Origin of the sequence: Novipirellula caenicola (assembly GCF_039545035.1) — a bacterium.
Taxonomy (GTDB): Bacteria; Planctomycetota; Planctomycetia; order Pirellulales; family Pirellulaceae; genus Novipirellula; species Novipirellula caenicola.
This window is the reverse complement of sequence record NZ_BAABRO010000012.1, coordinates 1-23,026: the sequence shown is the minus strand read 5'-3', so window position 1 is coordinate 23,026 and position 23,026 is coordinate 1. Positions and strand designations below refer to the sequence as shown.

General features: G+C 56.3%; 12 protein-coding genes. 8 read left to right on the top strand and 4 right to left on the bottom strand.

The annotated features are described in order from the left end of the window. Positions 1–480: 480 nt before the first annotated feature. Positions 481–1,920, top strand: a complete 1,440-nt coding sequence (locus ABEA92_RS20540; protein ID WP_345685733.1) for an MFS transporter — start codon at positions 481–483, stop codon at positions 1,918–1,920. Between the two features lie 35 nt (positions 1,921–1,955). On the opposite strand, the gene ABEA92_RS20535 is transcribed toward ABEA92_RS20540, so the two are convergent. Continuing rightward, the gene (locus ABEA92_RS20535) at positions 1,956–6,449 is read right to left on the bottom strand and encodes a DUF6797 domain-containing protein (RefSeq protein ID WP_345685732.1); all 4,494 of its coding nucleotides are present in this window, start codon (positions 6,447–6,449) and stop codon (positions 1,956–1,958) included. Between the two features lie 528 nt (positions 6,450–6,977). Here ABEA92_RS20535 and ABEA92_RS20530 point away from each other — a divergent pair. From ABEA92_RS20530 to ABEA92_RS20520, 3 genes are all read left to right on the top strand, one after another. Further along, positions 6,978–7,484, top strand: coding sequence for an SET domain-containing protein (locus ABEA92_RS20530; RefSeq protein WP_345685731.1), 507 nt, complete (start codon positions 6,978–6,980; stop codon positions 7,482–7,484). Positions 7,485–8,831: 1,347 nt separating this feature from the next. Continuing rightward, positions 8,832–9,968: a prenyltransferase/squalene oxidase repeat-containing protein gene (locus tag ABEA92_RS20525; RefSeq protein WP_345685730.1), complete on the top strand. Its 1,137-nt coding sequence runs from the start codon at positions 8,832–8,834 to the stop codon at positions 9,966–9,968. Between the two features lie 26 nt (positions 9,969–9,994). Further along, on the top strand, positions 9,995–10,786 hold the full coding sequence (locus tag ABEA92_RS20520) for a hypothetical protein (RefSeq protein ID WP_345685729.1): 792 nt from the start codon (positions 9,995–9,997) through the stop codon (positions 10,784–10,786). Positions 10,787–11,140: 354 nt separating this feature from the next. On the opposite strand, the gene ABEA92_RS20515 is transcribed toward ABEA92_RS20520, so the two are convergent. Both ABEA92_RS20515 and ABEA92_RS20510 read right to left on the bottom strand, forming a co-directional pair. Continuing rightward, on the bottom strand, positions 11,141–14,284 hold the full coding sequence (locus ABEA92_RS20515) for an efflux RND transporter permease subunit (RefSeq protein WP_345685728.1): 3,144 nt from the start codon (positions 14,282–14,284) through the stop codon (positions 11,141–11,143). After that, positions 14,281–15,537, bottom strand: coding sequence for an efflux RND transporter periplasmic adaptor subunit (locus tag ABEA92_RS20510; protein WP_345685727.1), 1,257 nt, complete (start codon positions 15,535–15,537; stop codon positions 14,281–14,283). Before ABEA92_RS20510 ends, ABEA92_RS20515 begins: the two co-directional genes overlap by 4 nt. A gap of 113 nt (positions 15,538–15,650) precedes the next feature. Between ABEA92_RS20510 and ABEA92_RS20505 the strand changes: the two genes are divergently transcribed. Next, positions 15,651–16,127: a MarR family winged helix-turn-helix transcriptional regulator gene (locus ABEA92_RS20505; RefSeq protein WP_345685726.1), complete on the top strand. Its 477-nt coding sequence runs from the start codon at positions 15,651–15,653 to the stop codon at positions 16,125–16,127. Then, positions 16,124–16,858, top strand: coding sequence for an antibiotic biosynthesis monooxygenase (locus tag ABEA92_RS20500; RefSeq protein ID WP_345685725.1), 735 nt, complete (start codon positions 16,124–16,126; stop codon positions 16,856–16,858). Before ABEA92_RS20505 ends, ABEA92_RS20500 begins: the two co-directional genes overlap by 4 nt. Positions 16,859–16,988: 130 nt before the next feature. Here ABEA92_RS20500 and ABEA92_RS20495 read toward each other — a convergent pair whose 3' ends face one another. Next, entirely contained in the window at positions 16,989–19,088 is a 2,100-nt protein-coding gene (locus tag ABEA92_RS20495) for a transglutaminase family protein (protein ID WP_345685724.1), read from the bottom strand. Between the two features lie 61 nt (positions 19,089–19,149). Here ABEA92_RS20495 and ABEA92_RS20490 point away from each other — a divergent pair, with 61 nt between their 5' ends. Both ABEA92_RS20490 and ABEA92_RS20485 read left to right on the top strand, forming a co-directional pair. After that, on the top strand, positions 19,150–20,007 hold the full coding sequence (locus ABEA92_RS20490) for a transglutaminase family protein (protein WP_345685723.1): 858 nt from the start codon (positions 19,150–19,152) through the stop codon (positions 20,005–20,007). 281 nt (positions 20,008–20,288) lie between these two features. Beyond that, on the top strand, positions 20,289–22,256 hold the full coding sequence (locus ABEA92_RS20485; protein WP_345685722.1) for a fructose-bisphosphatase class III: 1,968 nt from the start codon (positions 20,289–20,291) through the stop codon (positions 22,254–22,256). Positions 22,257–23,026: the final 770 nt, after the last annotated feature.

The window sequence follows — 23,026 nt, the reverse complement described above, 5'->3', positions numbered from 1 at the left end:
ATTCGCTCAGGTGGCGTGGTCGCTTGTCCGCCGTTACAGGCTTTTGCAGTGGGGGTGGGGCACTTGGGGGGCTAAAAAGCGATGTCGACGGCCGCGCTGAACGCTTTGCAAAGATTTGCTGAACTTTGCAAATGCGACTCTTTACAGCCTTGTTCAGATGCCGTCGTCGTGTTGAAATCACCATGAACCCCGCACCCGATGCCGTGTCATAAGGTGGGATCGGAAAAGGACCGTTGATTCTGCGTTGCCTCCGTCACGCGACACTGCTGATGGAATTAGCCGCTGACGCGTCGCGGCTCAGTCAACCAACAAGCCGCCTGCGGGTTCACTACGAGATCCTTTACGACGGTGGCCACAACGCCAGCATGAAACGCTGCATGTCAAAGGCGATTTCAAGCGGACCTTCAAATGCATGCAAACGTTTTCAGCTGATTTCAATCCATGTGAGCCATCTTCATTTTTTATACAAGCGAACTGTGAATGTCTGAAGCGGAATCCAACAACACGACGACTTACAACGAGCGGTTAATTCTGTTCGTCTTGGCGACGGTTCAATTCATCACCATCGTCGACTTTATGATCGTGATGCCTCTCGGTCCGCAGTTGATGCGTGTATTGCAGATCGATCCAAGTGCGTTTGGGTTGATCGTTTCGTCGTACACGTTTGCCGCAGGTTTAGCGGGATTGGTGGCATCGGCGACGGTCGATCGCTTCAGCCGGAAATCGGCATTCCTGGTCTTGTACGCGGGATTTATCCTGGGCACGTTGTTGTGTGGATTGGCTCCTAACTACGTAACGCTCGTGTTGGCTCGCGTGTTGACGGGGGCATTTGGCGGTATCTTAGGGGGAATATCGATGGCGATCATCGGGGACGTGTTCCCAGACAGCCGGCGAGGACGTGCCACCGGTGCGATGATGACTGGCTTTGCGATTGCGTCGGTGGCCGGAGTGCCATTGGGGTTGGTGATTGGCAATCACTTCGGTTGGAACATGACGTTCATCGCGTTGGCCTTGGCGGGGTTGCCGGTGCTGTTCGTTGCCGCATATTCGCTGCCGTCGCTCGATGCCCACTTTGGCGAAGCGAGAGTGCACCCGCTTGAGTCCCTTCGCAGGACGTTTACGGTTCCCAACCACTTGAACGCCTTTGCACTGATCATAGCGCTGACCTGCAGCGGTTTTTTGATCTTCCCCTACATCAGTGCCTATTTTGTCGGAAACATCGGTATGTCCGAGCAACAGCTGCCTTGGGTCTATATCGCCGGGGGCGGGTTGACGTTTGTGGCTTCGCCGATCATCGGACGTTGGGCTGACCGAGCGGGAAAGTTGTTGGTGTTTCGAGTGATCGCACCGCTGTCGGCCGCACTGATGTTTGCGATCACCCATTTGTACGAGGGGGGGATCGTGTTAGCCATTGCCGTGTTCGGCGCGTTGATGGTGTGCAACGTGGGACGAATGATCCCCGCGATGGCGATGATCACGGCCAGCGTAGCGCCGCGACACCGTGGATCGTTTCTCAGTGCAAACTCGTCGGTTCAACATATTTTCGGCGGCGTTGGTGCCTACGTCGGCGGTTTGTTTGTCACGCAAGCCGGTGAAGGTGCGGCGTTGGAAGGATTTGGGACCGTCGGTTGGATCGCAGCCGTTGTGGGGATGAGCAGCTTGTGGTTGGCGGGACGATTGCGTAGCGGTGAACAACCCGAGACCGTTTCCGCGACGGAATTGTCGCTGCCCGCTGCGGCCGAAGCGGCATACGATCCCGGCGAACCGATGATCGCGTTTGTCGACGGTGCCGCCGAGGTTGGCGACGTGCGTCTGCAGTCATTCGAGCGTGACTTGCATCACGAATCGGTTGATCATTTACCTGAACTTAACTCGACCCACGCGGTTCGGCCCCAAGTTCGCCGAGACGCAATCGATTGATTCGCTTTGGTTGCGAAAAATCCAGGCGGTTGTGATCACCGCGCCGCCGGCTCAACCACCATCACGCCGTTCATTACCATCCAGTGGCCCGGAAAGGTACAAAGAAACGGATATCGACCGGGGGCGGACGGCGCGATGAAATAGATCGTCTGCTGTTGCCCCGGTAAAACGATATCCGTGTGTGCGATGACTTGGTCGGATTCCGGAACGTATTGCCGAGCAAACGCTTTGGGATCCGCGATCATCTGATTGCCAAGCTCTCCGACATGTTGCAGCGATGCCTGCTGCACGAGTACCCAGTTGTGGGGCACGACGTCTGGATTCGCCAGCGTGACGGCTAACGGTTCGTTGGTTCGCACGTTGAACTCGGCAGTGTTGTAGGTCAGATTGCTGCCGGTTTCGACTTTGATGGGGCGGGCGGCTTTGATTTTCTGATGCCATGGGTTGGAAACACGCTCCGCCATCGAAGCAATATCGACTCGCAGCGGATGAGCCGCAATCTGTTTTTCGGCCACCTGGTAGCCAGGGAATTGGGTGAAGGGTTCATCCAATTGATGCACAGTGATGAACATGTCTTGACCATCCCCTGCCGGATTACACGACGGGTGATTGTCGTCGTTGACATGCATTCGCAAGTGCAATTGATTGACAGGTTGCAGATCGGGGATCTCTAAAAACAACGAATGTCGATCGTCAAGGACGTGAGCGGATTGGATTCGCAGCGGATCATGGCCTGCGGTTCCAGGATGTGTCGTAGAATACTCGGGCGATCCGTAACCGCCGCTGTATCGGTAATTCCAGCACTGCGCAAAATGTTGCTCGGGGTTGCTGGCGATCGCTTCGTCGATCGGCATTGAAAAGGTGACTTGGATGCCATTTTCGTGGACATGAAAGCCAACGGGAACCTGAGCGGGTTGGCCGGTATAACGAACTCGCTGGAAACAACCGTCATCACGGGTATACGATCCCCAGCCAGTCATGCCGGAAACATACAATTGGCCGTCGATCGGGTGAAAGCGACCGCGATGGACTCCGGACAAAAAGTCTCCGGCCAATGGGACAACGGCACCTTGGATTTGCTGATTGACCTGATCGCGAAGCACCGAAAACCAAGACCCGGAACCAAACGAAAAGTGCAGCAATTGCGTCTGTAACGGTCCAAATGCGTGACTGTCGACATAGGCCTGACCGCCACTGGAATTGTCCAGCCCACGAGGCAGGTATACTAACGGTAACTCCGGAGGTTGTCCATTTTTTGGGCCTCCATAGCCGTGGTGAGGCGGATTGCCGGTGGATGACAACGCGGATGGTGGGACCGCATGGATTGCCGAGGCAGGCGTCCAGGTGCCTTCGGATACAGGCACTGTCACCATTCCGTTAGGCAGGATTCCCAAGCCATCGGGGTTGCGGAACCCGGTTGCGATCACGTCCGCCTGTTTGCCGTCTGGCGAAATCCGCAGTAACCCTTGGTTGCCGGACGCCGTGTAAAAGTTGCCCTGTTGGTCTCGCTGTAACCCGCAAATGAAATCATGTCCGGCGGCTGAGGTGACAAACGCATTACTGAAACACTCGTAAAAGTCGGCTTCGCCGTCGCCATTCAGATCGCTCAGACGCGTCAATTGGTCACGACATTGAACATAGACTTGACCGTCCGCAACCACCAAGCCCAAAGCATGATGTAACCCGCTGGCGAAACGCGTCCACCTCGCTTTGCTTTCATCGTCCTTCGTGGCATCGATGCCGCGGACTCGCCAAACGTCACCTTGCATCGTGCACACCAATGCGCTGCCAACGGGAAGGAAGTCGTGGCCACCGCAGAACAGCAACGCGTTCCACGGATTGTCCGTTGGCAATTCGATCGTATCGATCGCATAGGGATTTTGGTTGCCTCGCGTGATCTTGGTTTCAATCACATCCGGCCATTGTTGGGGCCCGCCCGAGGTGACATGACTCAGCGGATGTTGCTCTGCCGGCGCAACGTCACGAACAAATTTGCCATCGTCGACCCAGGCACAGTCGAGATAGTGGACATCGCCAATGGTGTAGGAGAACACGGTCCGTTTGCCATGTCGATAAAAGCCATGGTACTGAAACGGTTCTGTGATCTTCTCTGTCTTGGGAACTTCAAGCAAATCGCCATCGGGACGCAAACCGCCAACGAAGCCAAAACGAACCGAATCATATTTGACAAAACCGCCGGTCCAGACGGCTTCGTAGGATAACGTCTCGGGATTGAAGCAGGCGGACATCTCGTCGTCTTCACCGATTCGGATACAAACGCCGCGTGGCACCTTGATCCCGCGCCAACGAAAGACGCCCGCTTGGACCGAACCAAGTTGCGTGGAATTCCAGCGGTCATCTTTCCAGTCGGGTTCGCTCTGATTGCCCCAATGCCCTTGCTCGCCACCGTCGAGCCCCGGATAGGGCGAGATCAACATGGGCGGATGCGGTTGATTGCGAAAATATTCGGCTTGTTTTGTGTAGAAATCGTACAATCGATCACGGTTCACGCGGTGCTCCGCATGAGGCCAGTTCTCGGCCGCAAGCGGCGCCGAGGACAATGGGGCTTCGGCAGGGCCGTGCATTTGGCTGTGAGCAATTGCGTGTTGAATTGATTCCGAAAGGCGGCCTTGGTCACGTCCCAGATCGATGAGGAATCGAATCAGATCCAGTTGCTGCTGAGAAGACAATGTCGCCGTCAACCCGCTTGGCATCACCGAACCCGCGGGGATCTCGGCTTCGATTTCATCTGCCGCAATGCGGGTCAGCTTCCCGGTGGCTGAGTCACGAATCACCACTTGCTGGTCATCCGAACTGTGTTTGAAACCTGTGATGACGTTGCCGTCCGCTGTCAGCACCTTCCAATTCATATACTCAGCTGCGACATCGCGTTGCGGCCAAAATACCGATTCGACGATCTGGGCCGGCGTCCGGTCTTTGACAATCGCCGACAAATCGGGACCAATCGAGCCTCCGTGATCACCGATCTTGTGACACGATAAACACCCCAATTTGGCATCAGCGAAAACATGGACGCCCCGTGCCGCTTCGCCCGACGCGTTCGATTCGTGGATGATTCGTGTTACCGTCTTGGGATCGTACGGCATTTCGGTGGCGACCGGTGCCGGATCGACGTTGGATCGCCCGGAATCGATTCCACTGTGTTGATCCACGCGAGGTGAATCGGGGGCGTGTTCGTTGCCAAACTTCCACAATCCAAGCGTCGCGTCATCGCGAGACACATCGACCAACGGTTTGTCCGGGATCGGGCGGACTCCTTTGGAAATTCGCACCCACTGAATCTCGCCATCAAAGCCTAGGTCTCGCTGGACGAGTCGTCCAATTCCCAGTGCACCAGGAACGCTTGTACGCTGTTTTGCGTCGGTGAGCGGTTGGTCGGCTACCTGTTGTCCATCCACAAAAATCCGGATGCGACCTGGTTCATAGGTCATCGACAGGGTATGCGGATCACCATCACAAATCATTGCATTGGTGTGAACGTGATCGGGAACCTTGCCGGGCAGGTAGGCGGTCAAATGGCCGCTACGATTCATCGAAAACAGTTCCCAGTGGTCCGACGATTTTTTGGAATCGCTTGCCACCAGGATGTTATAGCGATCGTGGCGATGCATCGTCGCTCGGACTTCGACGGTAATCGGCGGATTGCGGTAGCCGTCGGCGCCGGGGAAGATTCGTCCCAGTCCGGCGTTCGGTTCTTCATTGGGTTTTGTGTAACTTGACGGGGTAGCCGGCAGCGGCCCTGCACTACCGCGTTTCTCGAGTTCTTGTCGAACCCACTGCAATCCATCACGGTTCTCGATCAGCGAATCGCGTGCATCAAGTTCATTGCGGTGGTCCAGGATGCCGATGGGCCCGTCATAGCCGCTGTCGACCACCACGCGGATCATCTCCAATTCGTGTTGGCCTTTGCCGATGCCCAGAATTTTTGGCTGCTCGTCCGCATTCATGCCGTTCAAATTCAAGCAGTGGAGGAACGGCTTCATTATGGCGAACGACGCGGCCCAGTCGTCGATGTGCCCGTGCGCGTGGTGGAAATTGTAGACGATGCCAACATGCGTTTGCCCGAGTTCGTGCAATCGTTGACAGACGGCGACAAGGTTTTGTGGTTCGCCTCCCCAGCCTCCGTGGTTGTACAACGCCAACGGACATCCCATCGCAGCGGTGCGTTTGGCGAGGGGAAGCATCTGTTGTGCCGCCGCTTCGACCTTCACTGCCTGGGTGTCGCCGTCGTTGTCGCGAAGCATCTGCCAGATTTGAGGATGCAAGTCGTATTTCTCAAAAAGCTTGAACGCATTTTCCTGCACGCCCCAAAACGCGAAGAACTCGATACGATGTTTTTGGTACGCCAAGATCTCCTGTTCAAATGTCGGAACATGGGCCGCTCGCCAATCATAGGCGGCTCGCGTGATTCCGAGTTCTTGCAACATTGCCGCACGTGCCTCGGGCGTCCGATTCTTGGCGTCAAAGGGAACGATGCACCATGCCACCAGATTGTCAGGACGAAGCACGTGGCCGTTCTCTGCTGCGGTTGCTGTGAGCTGAAATACGGATGCGAAAACAATTACCAGAAGGCTGTATTGGGCAAATCGGGGTGAGCGAACCATAAACATGTCGTGATCGGGTGGGGATGATCGCGTTCGAGTCGAATCGAGATCGTCGAATCGAAATCGTCGATTGGAAGGGGAGAGTGAGGGGGTGAGATTATACCACACGCAACACCGCAACGTGAGTGAAACTTGCAACCGGTTCGCCAGGGCCAAACTCGCAAGCGGCAATGCGATGACGCCGGATGCTTTGAACCATGTTGCTGCGATCGTGGCAGCGGGGCGTTGCCGAAGTGTCTTTTTCGATACGACTCGCACCAACCGTTCGTGCTTGGTGTCGCTCACCCACTATCCCCGCAGGTAAGACTGTTTTAATCTTGGCGGCTAATTAGCGTAACGATACTTTTTGCGTGCATCCGCGATGGACAGCCAAGCAACGCAGAGAACCTTACCACCTGGCTCCGCCATCTGAAATTCGCAACCTTGTGCAAAATGAAAAAGAAATCCGCTAAGAAACGTCGCGAGAAGCTACAGAAAAAAGTGGACGAGCTTCACGGCTACCGATGTTATCACGACGACGATGTCGAAGTTCGCAAGGGCAAATATGGCCTTGGCGTCTATGCGGTACGTCAATTCCTGCCCGGAGAATTGGTGTTCGAAGTCACCGGACAGCTGCTGTCTCATGAGAACTATCATGGTTCAAACTACGTGATGGAGTTGAACGAGAATTGGTATCTCGAGCCCACCATCCCTGCCGCGTTTTTGAATCATAGCTGCAGCCCGAATTCGGAATTGGTACAGCTGACCAAATACTCGCTTGGGTTGGTTGCGATCTGTAATATCGAACCCGAGTCCGAGATCGTGTTCGACTATCAATGGGAACCTCACGAAGGTACCCCTCAATGCCGCTGTGGTGCCTTGAATTGCCGTGGTTGGGTCGTCGCGGCGCACGCCGTCCACAAGATGGGGAAACCCAACAAGAAAGAAAAGAAGAAGTAAGCGATCGTTCGGGATCGCGGTGCCGCTAGCGACACGCAGCAATTTTGTGGCATTGCGTTTCGTGGCAACGCTCCCCAACGCGTGGACGGATGCTTGGCGGATCCGTACCACCACCTTCTGGCGAAGGTCGCTACGAGATTACACGCTTCACGACGTTGCCGATCACACATCGAGTGATCGGCTCACGTATCGGTCGATCGGCTCGGGCATCGGTCGATCGCGAATCGATTGCGACTAGTGTTGAACTTCCGCGGAAGCAGTGGGCTCGGTCCCCTGTTGTTGGCACACGCCGGATGTTCCCTCTTTACTTTGCCGTTTTGAGTCCGTCGTGGGAACGACCACTTTGAAGACAAGACCATGATTGGTTTGGATCGTCACCTCACCGTTTCTCATTGCAATCGCCACAATTGTTTCCTTCAGATTAGGGGCACATGACAACGTTTGGGATTGGCTGCAGAGTTAAGCAAACGTTGTTCCAAACATTTTCGCGTGAGACGATTTACGAGAAGATCCGTCGTTTTAGGGAAACGAATGGTCTGAATCGCGGTGTCGGAGGCGTGTTCTGCGGCGTTAACGCTCATCCTCACAGCCAGATACACGCGGTGACCTGGGGGGGATGGTTCGCGGGGTTGCAAGTGAAGTCGCCCACGGTTGCTGGAAAAATATGCACCGTGCTGAGAAAAAGTCGCGCGTCTGCTCGACCTTCGCCGGGCGGACGGAGCCGTGGGCGTTGCCCGCCCTCCTAGCGTAGCGGAAGTCGCGGGCGGCTTGTTGTTTTCGTCGTACGATGGACTTCCTAGTCCGTCGAATACGCCATTGGCGGACTAGAAAGTCCATGCACACCCCTTGCCGCAGGAAACTTCATTAAATCAACAAGCCGTCATGACTTTCGATCGATACACGCACGCCAGCCAAATCTCGTAAGCGGCTTGTTGATGTCTTGAGCCGCTCGCGCGTCAGCGGCCGGGTACCACGCACGACCCGGTGCCTGACGGCCAATGTCATCAAGTTTGGGTAACGCTCGGGGCGCGGGCCGTCCGGTTACAGCAAGTGAAACGTTCGATGTTGACCGGGCGGATCGCGCCGCACCGCTAGAAAAAACACCCACTTAGTGCGAAAGTAGATGGCATTGGTCTAACGTCCCACGGCTCAGCGGTGCGATTCGCATTGGGATTAGATCAACATGCCGTTAGCGAGTCTCGCTTAAGAATTCCTTTTCGTAGCGGCGCGCGTCCACATCCTGGCTCGGTCGAAATTTATCCATGGCGCGCCGCTTGCGTTTCTATGGCTTGTCAAACGTGCTGCGTTCGTAGACGCGGCAAAACGCGTGTTTTTTGGAGACCGTAGATGAATCACCGATGGAAATTCCACCTTGGCCGACGGATTTTTGTGACCGCGGCCGCTGCCAGCCTATGCTTCGCTCCCGTCTTTGCCGAGGAATCGCCATCCGCTTCCCAAACCGAAACGCTGCGTCAAGAAATTGTCGCCAAAGGGCTCGCGTTTCTAGCAAAGCAAGGGCAATCCGACTCGGGAACGTTTTCAGAAAAAGTGGGGCCCGGCGTGACCGCGTTGGCGATCACATCGGCGCTTCGCAATGGGCGGGGGATCGACGACCCGATGGTTGCCCAGGGGCTCAAAGCACTCGAAAGCTTCGTCAAACCCGACGGCGGCATCTACGGCAACGGCCGGCTGCGCAATTATGAAACGTGCGTCGCGATGGTTTGCCTCGCCGAAGCAAACAAGTCGGGACAATATAACGAAACGCTCAAACGCGCCAAAGCGTTTGTCACCGGGATCCAGTACGGTCAGGGGAAACGTGACCCCTCGGATCCTTGGTACGGAGGCGTCGGGTACGGTGGCGAAGGACGACCCGATTTGTCCAACACCGGCTACTTTATCGAGACGCTTCGTGCGACCGAGTCGGGACCCGAGGATCCTGCGATTCAGCGGGCGCTTGCGTTTGTGTCGCGATGTCAGAACCTGGACAGCAAGTTCAACGATACCCCGTTTGCTGCGAAGGTTGACGACGGTGGTTTCTATTACGAGATCCCCACCACCAAGATTGATCCGAGCACCTCCGATGAACGCTACACCGCCAACGGCGGTTTGCGAAGCTACGGCTCGATGGGCTACACGGGACTCAAAAGCATGATCTTTGCCGGGCTGACCCCAACGGATCCTCGTGTCAAAGCGGCGCTTCAGTGGATTGCCACGCACTATGACGTCGACAACAACCCCGGTATGGGGTCGGCGGGATTGTATTACTACTACCACACGTTCGCAGCGGCACTGAGTGCTGCCGGGCTGAAGACGGTCGATGCTGCTGACGGAACAAAGCATGATTGGAAGGCGGACTTAGTGGAGGAGCTGGCCAGCCGCCAAAACGCTGACGGTTCGTGGTCGAATGACAATCGACGCTGGTTCGAGAATGACAAAAATCTAGCGACCAGTTTTGCACTAATGTCATTGGCGTATTGCAAGTGAGTCACGATCGCGAAACTGAGACGGGAATGAGCTGGAATCGTATCTGGGTCATTCATATCGGAACGCTGGTAGCGGCTGGCGTTTGGGCTGTGGCCGATCCGAAATTTGAAACCACGCTCCACTACGCATGGTCCGCGCCCGAGCATTTGGTCTCGCAGGTTGGCTGGGGACGCACGTTGCTATTTTTGATGGCAAGTCTGGTGGCGTCTTCAAGTTTGATGGCGATGTTTGCTGCGATGTTTTCGCGTTGCGGAGGCAACGTTCGCTCACGCTCGCTACGATCATTGTTGGCGATGACCGCGATTGTGGCGGGATGGTGTTCGCTTGGCATTCATCACGACGCGATCGCGTGGCAGGGCAAACGGATTCGCTTTGCCTGGCGTGTTGATGAACTCGAGGCGGTCGCTGCACCGCTGCGTAAAGCTTGGCCAACCCGTGATGGCGAGCTGTCGACGATCGGTCCCTTTATGGCATACCCGTTTGGTAACCCCACCACGTTGGTTCTGTTGCATTCACCGTGGTTAGTCGACGATCGGGTCTACGTCAGTGCGGTCGAGCGAGGAAGCTCTGGCTCGATCAAGTTGCAATTGACGGGATCCGATGGAGGCGACTGGGTGGAATGGCATCCTCCGCAAAGTCGCCCTGCGTCGTTCACTGGCGGATTGGCAGATCCTCATCAAATGCAGGCGGTGACCGCGATCGGGTCAGGTTGGTATTTGGTTCGCTACGATGACCATCGCCGATTCATGGATCCGCATTCCGAAATTCCGCAGATGACGCTCAACAGCGAACTCGCAGAACACGTCGAAACGCTGTGAGGCATTCTTTCAGGTAAAGTTGTTTCAGCTTTAGCGTTGCGGAAGACTCAGACGGCTTGTTGATCGATTGAGCCGCGACGTGTCACCGGCACCGTTCCACGTGCTACCCGGTGCCTAACGACCCACGGCTCACCAGAGCGATTTGCATTTGGATTGAATCAACAATCCGCTTGACGGTTGGTTGATTTAATGAAGTTTCCTGCGGCAAGAGGTGTATGATAGACTTTCTAGTCCGTCAATGGTGTATTCGACGGACTAGGAAGTCCATCGTACGACTAAAACAACGAGCCGTTAACGATTTCCACTTGCGAGATGCTTCACTGCGTTAATTGGCTTGGCTCACGCGGCGTCCTATCACGAAACCAATTCGACGGGCTCGGGTTTCGCTACCGGAGGTTGCCTCCATTCGCTGATCCACTGGAATACAACGTAGAACACTGGCGTGAAGAAGACCGCAAGCACGGTGGAGGTGACCATCCCGCCGCAAACGGCGGTTCCAAGTGATCGACGACTCGCGGCCGCCGCTCCGGTTGCGAACACCAACGGCAACACGCCTAGGATGAACGCGAACGAAGTCATCAAGATCGGTCGAAAACGCATCCGTGATGCCGCGATTGCAGCCTCGCGAATCGATTTGCCCTGCATTCGCAAATCGCGAGCAAACTCGACGATCAAGATGGCATTCTTGCTGGCCAACGCAATGATCAAGACCACGCCAATTTGCACGTAGGTGTTGTTGTCCATCCCCATCATCGCGATCGCAGCGACCGTGCCCAGTAATCCCAGCGGCACGACCAAGATCACGGCAAACGGCAGTACCCAGCTTTCGTATAGAAACGCCAACACCAAATAGACAATCAATACCGCCAATCCAAAGATGTAGACTTCTTCGCCTTTGGCTTGGCTCTCTTGCAGCGAAACGCCGCTCCAATCGAATCCGATTGATTCGGGAAACGCGTCTTTCGCCAAGCGGGCCATCGTTTGCAACGCTTCGCCCGAACTCGTTCCCGGTGCTGCCGATCCGGTCACATTAGCTGCCGGATACAGATTGAATCGACGAATGATTTGCGGTCCAGAAATCTCGTCGACCCGTATCAAACTGCCCAGCGAAACCATTTCGCCTTGCGCGTTACGGACGTTCAAACGACGCACGTCGTCGACCTCGTCTCGGTACTCGGCATCGGCTTGCAACGTGACCCGATAGGTGCGACCGAACTTGTTAAAGTCGTTGACGTAAGTAGACCCGAGTGCCGCTTGGAGCGTCGTGAACACCTCGCTCAGTGGGACTTGCATGCTCAGCACTTGGGCGCGATCGACGTCCGCATACAGCTGCGGTACACCAGCCCGGAAAGTCGAGTTGACGCGTTGCAGTTCCGGATGTTGTGCCGCGCTGGCCAGCAAATCGTTGACCGCCTTTTGTAATTCATCCAACCCAACACCGCCGCGGTCCTCGACCTGCATCTCGAATCCGCCGCTTGTTCCCAAGCCTTGAATCGCCGGGGGCGGAATGACCAAAATGAAAGCGTCTTTGATCGCCGAAAATTTTTGTGAGATTTGGCCAATCAGTGGTCCTTGTTGCAGTTCCGGTGTCGTACGTTCTTCCCAGTCCTTTAGACCGATGAACATCGTCGCCGCGTTGGATGATTGGCTGCCTTCGAGTAATGACATTCCGCCGAGCGTAAACCAAGTCTTCACACCGGGTTGATCAGCGAGGATCGCGTTCATCTGCTCGACCACTTCGCGTGTGCGGTCTTGGGATGCCGCATCGGGCAACTGGATCGCCGTGATCAAATAGCCTTGGTCCTCGGTCGGCAGAAAACCGGTTGGTACCTTTTGATACCACCACGCGGTTCCTGCGACGGTCAAAACAAACGCCAGCATCACCACCGGCCAGACCCGGATCAAACCTCGCACGCAGATGACATAAAGACCTTCGATCCATCCGAATACGCGATTGAACCATCGCGACAGAAAAAACTTTTCGCTTTCCGCTTTGGCAGGTTTCAGCCACAACGCACACTGAGCAGGCTTGAGCGTCAATGCGTTAACCGCGCTAAGAAACGCAGTGGCCGCGATGGTCAGAGCGAATTGTCGATACAATTGGCCGGTGATCCCCGCCAAAAATGCGGTGGGGATGAACACCGCCATCAACACCGCAGTGATCCCGATCACCGGCCCGGTGACTTCGCTCATGGCGCGAATCGTTGCTTCCTTGGGCGATTCGCCTCGTTCGATATGATGCGACGCGTTTTCGACAATCACGATCGCATCATCCACCACAATTCCGATCGCAAGGACCAACCCAAACAACGTCAACAGATTGACCGAGAATCCCAGCAGCGGCATGATCGCAAACGCGCCGATGATCGTGACCGGAACGGTTGTCGCCGGGATCAAGACGGCACGCCAGTTCTGCAGGAACACCAAGATCACGATCAACACCAAAACGCCCGCTTCGAAAAGCGTCTTGTAGACTTCGTGTATCGCCGAAGAGACAAAGATCGTGGTGTCAAAGGGGATGTCGTACTCCAATCCGGCGGGAAACGACTCGGACAGATCCGCAACGGCTTCCTTGACGCCCTCGGCGACATCCAAGGCGTTTGCACCAGGCAGTTGGTAAATCAGAACACTCGCAGAACTGATTCCGCCTTTTTGCGCGAACGTGTCGTAGGTTTGTGCGCCCAGTTCAACGCGCGCGACGTCACGCAAGTAGGTCAGACTGCCGTCGTCTCCGACTTTGACAATGATGTCTTCAAATTGTTTCGGATCCGACAATCGCCCGAGCGCCGTCATCGTGTACTGAAACGCTTGTGATTGATCCAGCGGCGGTTGAGCGATCTGCCCCGCCGCGACTTGCACGTTCTGTTGTTGCAGCTGGCTGACCAGATCCGTGAAGGTTAATCCCCGTGCATCCATTTTCGTTGGGTCGGCCCAGATACGCATGCTGTACGCACCGATGCCACTGACGGTAACGTCGCCAACCCCTTCGACGCGGCTGAGTTCGTCTTTGAGTCGTAGGTTGGCGTAGTTCGAAAGGTACAAACTGTCGAACGTGTCGTCGGGCGACGTAAGCGAGACCACCAACAAGATGTTCGTCGATTGTTTTCGGACTGAGATGCCTTGTTGACGAACATCCGCAGGCAGAAACGGCTCGGCGAGCGCGACACGATTTTGCACCAATACCTGAGCTTCCTCGAGATCGGTTCCGACTTCGAAGGTGACCGTCAACGAATAGCTGCCGTTGGATGATGAGGTCGACTGCATGTACAACATGTTTTCGACCCCGTTGATCTGTTGCTCTAGCGGCGCAGCAACCGTATCGGCCATCACTTGCGCGCTCGCGCCGGGATAGCTCGCCGTCACTTGGATCGTCGGGGGCGTGATATTGGGATAGCGTTCGACGGGCAGATTGACCAGTCCGACGATGCCCAGAATCACCGTCATGAACGCGATCACGTTCGCCGCGACCGGACGGTTGATAAAGAAGTTGCTGATCACGACTTGGCTCCTTGAAGACGCACTTCGCTGCCGGGGCGGATTTTTTGTAATCCTGACGTGACCACCGTCTCACCCGGCTTGATGCCTTTGCGGATGACCGTCATCTCATCAACATTGTCCCCCATTTTGATACTGCGCCGCTGGACCTTGTTGCCATCACCGACCACCATGACAAAACGCCCCTGTTGATCCATCCCGATGGCTTTGGTGGGGATCAAGACGGCCTCGTATTCTGATGTGAACGGGGCTTGGATGCGGGCGAACAAGCCTGGCGAAAGGATCCCCGAATCATTGTCGAATCGGCCTCGGACGAGCGTGTTGCCTGTGTCTGGATCGGTGATGTTGTTGACGAAATTGATCGTGCCTTCGTGAGGGAAACCGGTTTCGTTGGCGAGCCCCAAGCGGATCGGGATCGAAGTCACGCGAGCATCCTTGACTTCGCCTTCAAGCATACGGCGGCGATAATCCAGGACGGATTGTTCGTCGACGTTGAATTCAACGTAGATCGGGTCGACCGAGACCACCGTGGTCAAAATCGTCGTGTCCGCCGCGACAAGGTTGCCACTGGTGACCAACGTACGCCCCAACAACCCATCGATCGGAGACCGGACGCGAGTGTAATCGAGATCCAATTCGTTGCGTGCCACCGTGGCTCGTAGGTTATCGATCTGCCCGCGCAACTCTGCGACCGTCGAAACGGCTTGATCGTATTCCGCCGCACTGGTGGCGTTTCGATCGAGCAATTCCTCGGATCGCGACAAATCCTTGTTCGCTCTTTCAAGTCGTGCCTCGGCAGCGTCAAGCGAGCCCTTTGATTGCTGTAACGCCAATTCATAAGGCCGTGGATCGATCATGAACAACAGATCCCCTTTCTTGACGAGGTCGCCTTCGTTGACATTGACCTCGGGTATCGAACGATTCATCGGGCTGTCGCTTTCGGCCGCCTCATCGGTTCCGCTGCCGCGGTTTGACGAATCAGGGTCGGTGGGCTCGCTTGTCTGCGGCGGATTGCTTTTCGCGGAACGGGGGCTTTGCAATAGATAACCGCTGACCCGCGCACGAATTTCGACCGAGTTCATCGCCGCCGTGCGGCCAGTGAATTCACGATAATCAATGATCGTTCGCGTCGTTGCCTCGGCCGTTTCCACCTCGGGCGCGGGCATCGCCGGCGCCGCTGCGGGGGGCGTTTCTTGCGATTGGCATCCAGCCGCCGCCAATAGCAGGGCAATCAACAGAGTGAGCAATGGTTTCATGGTGCACCGTAGATAGGCAACGTTTCACAGCAAACGCTCCGCCGCGTTCACTGCTTGACCCCAAAAGTTTTACGTGTAAAATAATTACACGTCAAGTACAACGAAAGCCCGTCATGTCTCTGCAAAACGAACTACATCGCAAACAGCCCTTCGCTTCCGTGCAGCAAGAAGCCTTGGTGAGCTTGCTGCGCACCGGTGACCAGCTGGAAAACCGGCTAGTGCGTTTTTTTCGTGAACACGATCTGACGCTAACTCAGTTTAATATGCTGCGTATCCTGCAAACGGAGGGCAGGCAACTCACCTGTGGTGAGATCAAAGAGCGGATGGTGCAAGTCGTGCCAGCAATCACTGGCGTCGTCGATCGGCTGGAAAAACAAGGACTGGTTGAGCGTCAGCGGTGCCGAGATGACCGACGGGTCGTTTATGTTCGCATCACCAAGCAGGGCGAAGCCGTCTGCAACCAAGCGATTCCGCTGCTGAAAAAACTCGAATCGACGTTGCTGAAACGGATGACCGAAAAAGAGCTAAAGCAGCTGATTTCACTATTGGAAAAGACCCGCCAATCGTTGGCCGAGGAGGAACGTCAATGAGCTTGTTGAATAACACGGCGTCGCGGATCTCGGGTTCGCCGCTGCGACAAGCGAACCACGAGTTTGCGACCCGCGTTCCGCACGATGTTCGCGAGTCGGCTGGGATGGCGGCCTCCTCCAATCCAGACCTAGAGTCTGACGTGAACGTCGCTGCGTCGGCATCCACTCAGCCTGCCACGATCTTTGTGACGGCGCTGCCCAAGGCGGGACGCGAGCGTGAGTGGGAACAGGCGATTGGCGATTTGATTCGCACGTCGCTGAGTTTCCCAGGGCATTTGGGATCGCTGGTACTTCGGCCTCAGCAATCGGGAGATCGATACTATCGTGTGATTTCCAAATTCGATTCGGTTGAAAACATGCAGCGTTGGCATCACTCGGATCAACGCAAAGAGAAAGTTTCGCGACTGCAGCCACTCGAGCGTAAACCGGCGGACATTCACCACTTGACCGGGTTGGAAACTTGGTTCGAGTTGCCTCATCCGAGCGGAAGCGATTCGTCGGCACCACCGAAATACAAGATGGCGATCGTCGTCTGGATCGCTGTCTACGCCGCCGTGCTTCCGCTGGTCGGCTTTTTGAAGCCCTACGCTGCCCCACTTCCTTCGGCGATTGGCAGTGCGGGAATTGCCGCGATCAGCGTTGCGATGATGACATGGGGGATCATGCCATTTTTGACATGGTTGTTTCAGCGATGGCTGTACCCGCCAGTGAATGTCAATTCGAAACGGTGACGGGTAACGCGGTGAGCCAGTCGCTCGTGGTGACAATCGCCCGAAGGTGACGCCCCGCGTTCACGCGTGAACCCACCCGGTTTTGCCACACTCCGCAGCGGGAATGCCGAGTTTACTGCCAGCGCCGACTTTACTGCCAGCGTAGGTCAACGACACATTCACCGACGGCTTCGGCTGGTGGCGCTGTCAGCGCAGCGGGGGGATTGTCGTTGCTTTGGACCACGCATCGCGCCGCGCGTCGTTCGCGTGCTTCATCGATGGTCGATGGCAACCCCGGATACGGTTCGCCCAACGGATGCCACTCGTGGATCGTGATGTTCCATGTGCCCTCGATGGGATGCGATAGAGTCAATGTCAGCGGCGACTGGGCGCCGAGCGTGGGATGCAGTCCGGCCAACGGTACAAAGCTGCGATAACGCAGCCCCGCCAATCGCAACGATCCTTCGTCGTCGGCTTCCTGCTGCAGCGGAATGATCCAATCGGCAACCGACACCGTCCAATCGGCAAGCGATTCGGTATTGGCGGATCGCAATCGGATCTCAATCCGCGAGGTGCTTGAATCGATCAGTCGCGATCCGCCTCGTTCTTGCGTGGCAACGTCACCCACCAGCGGCCAAAACTCCAGTGCACGACGTAGCTCCACTCTCAGTTCCCCCAGCTGACACTCTTTCAAAACGCGATGTTGATCGCAAAGCACGCGGTCAACCAGCGGCGGGGCCAACCCGAAGCCTTGCGTTTGCAAATCGGCGAGCACTTCTTTGAGGTCACGGTGCAAGTAATACGGCAGCGAGAATCGTTGGTGTAGTGATTCGCCCCAATCGATCAGCGGTTCGGACGAAGGATGCTCGGCCAACATGGCGACGATCGCACGAAGCAGCGCGGCCAGTGACGCCATCGTCTCGGGATCGGCTGCCATTCGCAACGCACGAAATTCGACCAAGCCGAGTCGTCCACGACCGCCCAGATACGGATTCGCTAGTTTCTCGATATTGATCTCGGCACGGTGGCTGTTCCCCGAAGGATCGGACAAGAACGGCGCCAGCGTTCCCCAAATGGTCTCTGGCAGCGGGTTTTCGACGCGGCTGAGCAGCTCGAGTGCAAGTGACAGCTCCGGCAATGCTTGCGAGAGCGTTTCATCGACCCGCGGCGCCTGGCTGTCCGAGCCAACCGAGTCGACCGCATGCAGGTACGACAGTGAGGGGTGTCGATTAAAATAACGCACCAAACTGGACAACAGACTTGGTTCGGTCAAAAAGGGGCTCGACGAAGGCTCGATGCCGCCAAAGGTAATGTGCCCGCCACCGCCCGAATCGCTCTCGACGCCATTGTATTGCAACCGGTACGTCGATAGCCCCTCGGCATCCGCCGCGTTGGCCAACTCACGCAGTCGCGTTAGCAGATCGGTGGCGCAGCCGACCGGCGCCATGTTGACTTCGATCACGGCCGGGTCGGGGGTGATGGTCGTCCACGCCACGGTCGAATCCACGGGGGGCGGAAAGCCGGAGAGCAGGATCGCAGGCACTTCCGCTTCGAGAGCCGCGGTCGAGACCGCGGACAACAACCGCTCAAACTCGGCGACATCACTGACCCGAGGCAACTCGACTCGCAATCCCTCGGCCTCGTCCGAAGCAACGACCAGGTAGGTTCCGGACTCGGCAAGCGAATCGGTCACTTCGGCTCCTTCGACCTTATCACCGTGAAGCGATGGTCGATTCAGCAGGGGTTCGACAGTGACATCCGTAACGGGGGCTTCGCCGTCAGTGCGAAAAACGACACGCTGGGTAAGCGGAGCGTCGAGGGTTGCGGCGGTCCATTGAAATGAGTTCAAGACACCGGTCAGCGCCGCGGCAAACGCTTCGGATCTAGCCACCGGCGTCTCCGCGGGCTCCTTCGGGTTCACTAACAGCACATCGGGTGGCCCCTGCCAAATCGGGCGACCGTCACGCCGCAAATAGAGTCCCAAACTCCACCGTGGGCACGGTTCACCACTGTATTGACGACCGACGCAATGCAATACCGCCGCGCCGGGATTGGCCTGGGCGACGCGTTTGAGCATCCGCTGGCCCCGCTGGAGTTTGTCATCGCCCAGTGCATTAAACAACCACTGCGGTGTTTCTGCATTGCGGTCGGTGTAGGTCGGTTCTGCACCCACCCAAATCGTTCGCCCACAGCGAGCCACCGCTTCATCGTGTGCGGCCAATGCCTGCATCACGTCATCTTCTGAGTCCATCGAGTCTTCGTTTTGCCGCGAGGGGTAGTTTCTAGCACCCTGTGTCCGATAAACTTGACACATGCGCCGACTAAAAATAATACACAAAACACGTTACCGATATCCCCATCCGGTCAAGTTACACGCACACAAGGTGATGCTGCGACCACGCGAGGGCCACGACATTCGAATTGTCTCGTCGCGGTTAGGGATCCAGCCGGAACATTCGATTCATTGGCATCGCGACGCCCATGGAAACTCGGTGGCGGTGGTGACGTTTCAACAAGAGGCGGATCTGCTTGAATTTGACAGCGAAGTCGTGATCGATCATTACGAGGACACACCGACCGACGTTCGCTTGGATCCCCGAGTCCAACAGTTTCCCTTCCAATATGACGTTGGCGAGCGGGAAGACTTGCTGCCGTACATGCTGCCGGTTTTCACGCGAGGCGCCGAATCGCTGAAGGATTGGATCGAGCAATTCTGGCAGCCGGGGCAGTCGCTGCCGACGCTGGATCTATTGAATCAAATGAATGAAGCCATTCCGGCTCGGTTGCAATACGGCCGCCGAGAGGAAATCGGGGTCCAACGGCCCGCTGAAACGCTGTCAAAAGGAACCGGATCGTGCCGCGATTTCGCGACCCTTTTCATGGAGGCTTGTCGTCATCTCGGTTTGGCCGCTCGATTCGTCAGCGGGTATCGACATGATCCGAATTTGGCACCTGGTGAAGGCGCCACGCATGCGTGGTGCGAAGTCTACCTAACCGGCACCGGGTGGCGTGGTTTCGATTCGACCGCCGGACTGCGTGTCGGAGGCGATCATATCGCCGTCGCTGTCGCGCGGCACCCCGAGTGGATTCCGCCTGTATCCGGTTCCTATCATGGGCAAGCAAAATCGGTGATGGAAGTCGAAGTCGAAGTGTCGCAATTGCAGAGCTAATCCGCGGCTCCAGGAATCGAAAGTCGCGTCGGTTTTCGAACCGTATCGCGAATCCGATGGCTGCTGCCAATAAGATCAGATTCATTCGGCAAGGGGTATGTCGTCGCTAGCCTCGAGCGTGCTCATGCCATTACACTAAGGGGGGGACGAAACCCGAGAAACTCGGCTGAAACATGCTGCCACCCCGGGATGGGCTTCAGCAGCACCGGCGGCTTGCGGCCTGAGTTTGCAGGGACCTCTTCGATCGCTGCCTCGCTACTTTTCTTCACACGTGCTCTGCCATGCTCAATACGTCATTATCTTTTAAACGTCCCGAAGCGGATCTATCCGGTCTGGAACTGCTTGCGGCGAAGTATCCCAATGTCGACGCGGCCATCGCCGAGGTGGCGCGGCTTGCGGCCGTGCAAACGTTGCCCAAAGGGGCGGTGCATGTGATCAGCGACATTCATGGGGAAGACAAGAAACTGCAGCATGTGATCAATAACGCCTCGGGAACGCTTCGCCCGCTGGTTGAGGAGATGTTTTCGGGAAGGATGGACGCGGATGAGTTGGCAGAGTTTCTGAAGCTGACGTTCTATCCAGCGGAAGTCACCGAGCGGCTACGGCACACGTTGAAGAGCCCCGAGGAGGTGAAAACGTACGCGGCGCGAATGTTAAAGTCGCAATTGGAGCTGCTGCGTCATTTAGTATCCAATTTCAGTCTGCGGTTAGCGTCGAATCTATTTCCGCGTGAATACAGCGAATTGCTGTTGGAGATGCTGCACTCGCCTTCGACCGATCGTGGCCCGGAATTCGTCGGTGCCATGCTCGATGAACTGGTCCGGCGAGGACGTGCGCTACATCTGATTCATTTGATTGGGCGTTTGATTCGCAACCTGGCCGTCGACGAACTGATTATCGGGGGCGATTGTTGGGACCGCGGTCCGCGCGGCGATCGTGTCGTGGACTATTCGCGTCGGCAACCCAATGTGGAATTCATTTGGGGGAACCACGATGCGTTGTGGCTCGGTGCATCGCTGGGTAACGAGGCGTTGATTTGCACGGTGCTTCGTGTGTCGCTGCGATATCGCCGGATTGGACAATTGGACGAAGGGTATAGCGTTCCGCTGACACCGCTTGAACACCTAGCACGCACCGTCTATGCCGACGATCCCGCTACGTTTTTTATGCCCAAACGAGAGGGCATGCGTCCCAACGAAGTGGTGGCGCGGATGCAAAAAGCCGCGGCAGTGATGCAGTTCAAACTCGAAGGCCAATTGATCCAACGCAATCCGCAGTGGGGCTTGGACCATCGGCGTTTGTTGCACCGAATCGACTATCGTCGTGGCACGATCGAAATTGACGGAAACACCTATGAACTACGCGACAACCTATTCCCGACCGTGGATCCCGAAAACCCATATGAATTGACCTCAGAGGAATCGGACTGCCTTGCCCGTTTGAAACACTCGTTCTTGGATAGCCAGAAACTGCAAGAGCAAATGCGGTTCATGGTCGGACACGGGTCGATGTATTTGAGACGCGACGAATGTTTGATTTTTCACGGTTGCGTACCGGTGGATGCCGACGGTTCGTTTTTACCGCTGATGGTCGACGGTCAACCGCTGGCGGGACGCCAATTGTTTGAAGGGATCGAAAAAGTGGTCCGTCGTGCGGTCGAAAAATCGGCCCAAGAGGATCTTGATTTCCTCTGGTACCTTTGGAGCGGGCCGCGGTCACCGTTGTTTGGGAAGGACCGGATCGCGACGCTCGAGCGTGATTTCATTGCAGACAAAAAACCGCATCGCGAGACCAAAGACCCCTACTTCTCGCTGATTCATGAAACCGAGTTTTGCGACAAGGTGTTGGCGGAATTTGGGATGGAAACCGAGGGCGGATTGATCGTCAACGGGCACGTGCCGGTCAAGGTCGAAGAAGGAGAGTCTCCGCTAAAACGCAGTGGCAAAGCGATCACGATCGACGGAGCTTTTTCCGAAGCTTACGGCGACTACGGATACACCTTGGTGCTCGAGCCGAACCGAATCGTGTTGGCCGAACATCATCATTTCGAATCGGTCGATGCGGCGATCCGCGACGGAATCGACATCGTGCCCTCGGTTCAAGAAATTCGCGTTTTCGATCAACCACGGTGCACCCGTGATACCGAACGCGGCCAGCGGATTCGTTATCGGATCGAGATGCTCGAGCGGCTGATCGAAGCCTACCAAACCAACCGACTGCATGAGCACGCGACCAGCAGCAGTCTGTAATCGCTAACGCCCATCCGCCTTGCTACCCGTCGTTTTCCCGGTAGTGGATGAGGCGACGAATCCCTGTTGTCCTCGCTTTGGCCGTCAAAACAGTGGAACGGGTCTGGTCGTGCGTGCGTTTGCCGTCTGCCACCTCTCCACCGACAAAGAGACTGCTGATTTCGTGGCATTGATTAAAGGCCGGAGGCCGACACATCCTCTGCCGGTGGCGTCAGCCACCGGATAGCGGAGGTGGGAAAACATCGCCCAGCGGGCGACACACTCTGCCGTCAGTGTGTCGGCCTCCGGCCTCGCGACGGCAGGTCGTCCTCAAACCGTTGGCTCACACCAACGGCAGGTCATGTTTCGGCCTCCGGCCTATGCGCTTGCTGCTGAAACAGCGGTCCTCGAACTTGGTGGAGAGGTTTAGCAGACAACCTGTTCAATTTTTCGTAGCGGTACGGCGCGAGCCGCCCGGTTGCAACTAGTAAACCCCACAGGGTTGGTGCCAAATTCGATGGTTCTTTAGGAACCGTTCGGAATTAACTTCGTCACTTCAAAATGTTTCCAGAAAGACACGAACCCTCCGGTGGCGTTTGGGCCGTTCCGCTAGAGCTTTACCGGAATGGGCGTAGGTCGGCCCGCTTTGGAGGTAGTGGACGAGGCTACGAATCCCAGCGACTTAGTGGCACGGCGGGATTCCTAGCCTCGTCCACAACAGAGTAAAAAATTTAACCGCGTGATTTGTAACAAAAATAGAACCACCAAGTTATTACCGAACACCACCTTAC